The sequence below is a fragment of the Citrobacter sp. wls619 genome, assembly GCF_005281345.1.
GTDB lineage: Bacteria > Pseudomonadota > Gammaproteobacteria > Enterobacterales > Enterobacteriaceae > Citrobacter.
The window spans coordinates 1-650 of the sequence record NZ_SZXJ01000053.1; the positions used below are offsets into that span (position 1 = coordinate 1).

At 54.2% G+C, this 650-nt stretch carries 2 protein-coding genes; one reads left to right on the top strand and one right to left on the bottom strand.

Annotation, left to right across the window (positions count from 1 at the left end):
- Nucleotides 1–73 precede the first annotated feature (73 nt).
- Nucleotides 74–301, top strand: coding sequence for a helix-turn-helix transcriptional regulator (locus tag FDX19_RS12235; protein WP_137382915.1), 228 nt, complete (start codon nucleotides 74–76; stop codon nucleotides 299–301).
- A 142-nt stretch (nucleotides 302–443) separates the two neighbouring features.
- Here FDX19_RS12235 and FDX19_RS25305 read toward each other — a convergent pair.
- The coding region (locus FDX19_RS25305; RefSeq protein ID WP_212734713.1) for a hypothetical protein at nucleotides 444–650 on the bottom strand (207 nt) is incomplete at its 5' end.

The window sequence follows — 650 nt, forward strand, 5'->3', positions numbered from 1 at the left end:
TCGCTGCGGAAATGAAAGCCCCGCGCTGGTTGCGTACTGCCGATGGCATGAAGTTTATCGACGAGGTGGCCGCATGATGTTACAAGACTGGCATCCCGCCGACATCATCGCGGCGCTGAAAAAGCGGGGAACGTCGCTTTCTGCACTTTCCCGTCAGGCCGGACTGGCCTCTTCCACGCTGGCAAATGCCTTAATAAGGCACTGGCCCAAAGGTGAAAAACTGATAGCTGAAAGGCTGGGCGTAGCTCCCGAGCAAATCTGGCCGTCCCGTTACCGTAAACCGGAATGCCGCCAGAGCTAAACCGCCTCTCCCGATCTTCTGCCTGCTCTGCTGGCGGAAGATCGGGAGAAGACAAGCGAAGCGCGTCAGATTGCCATTCATAAAATTGCGAAAAAATCCACAAACGACTCAATTCCCAAAAACAAAGGTTTCCTCTTTTCATTCACGTAGAACGGCTGTAATCTTCCTCTTGCCCTTTGCTGTCGTCGACAGCGCCCTTTGCTTTACAACCTGAAAGAAGCACCTGTTCCGTCAGGACGGTTGATCCCTTTACCGGTGCAGACCTCTGCAAACACCGGGCCGCAGAACATCGCGGCGGAGGTTCAGATACATTCTTTAACTGCGCCAGTCCATCGGCTGTAATTCCCCC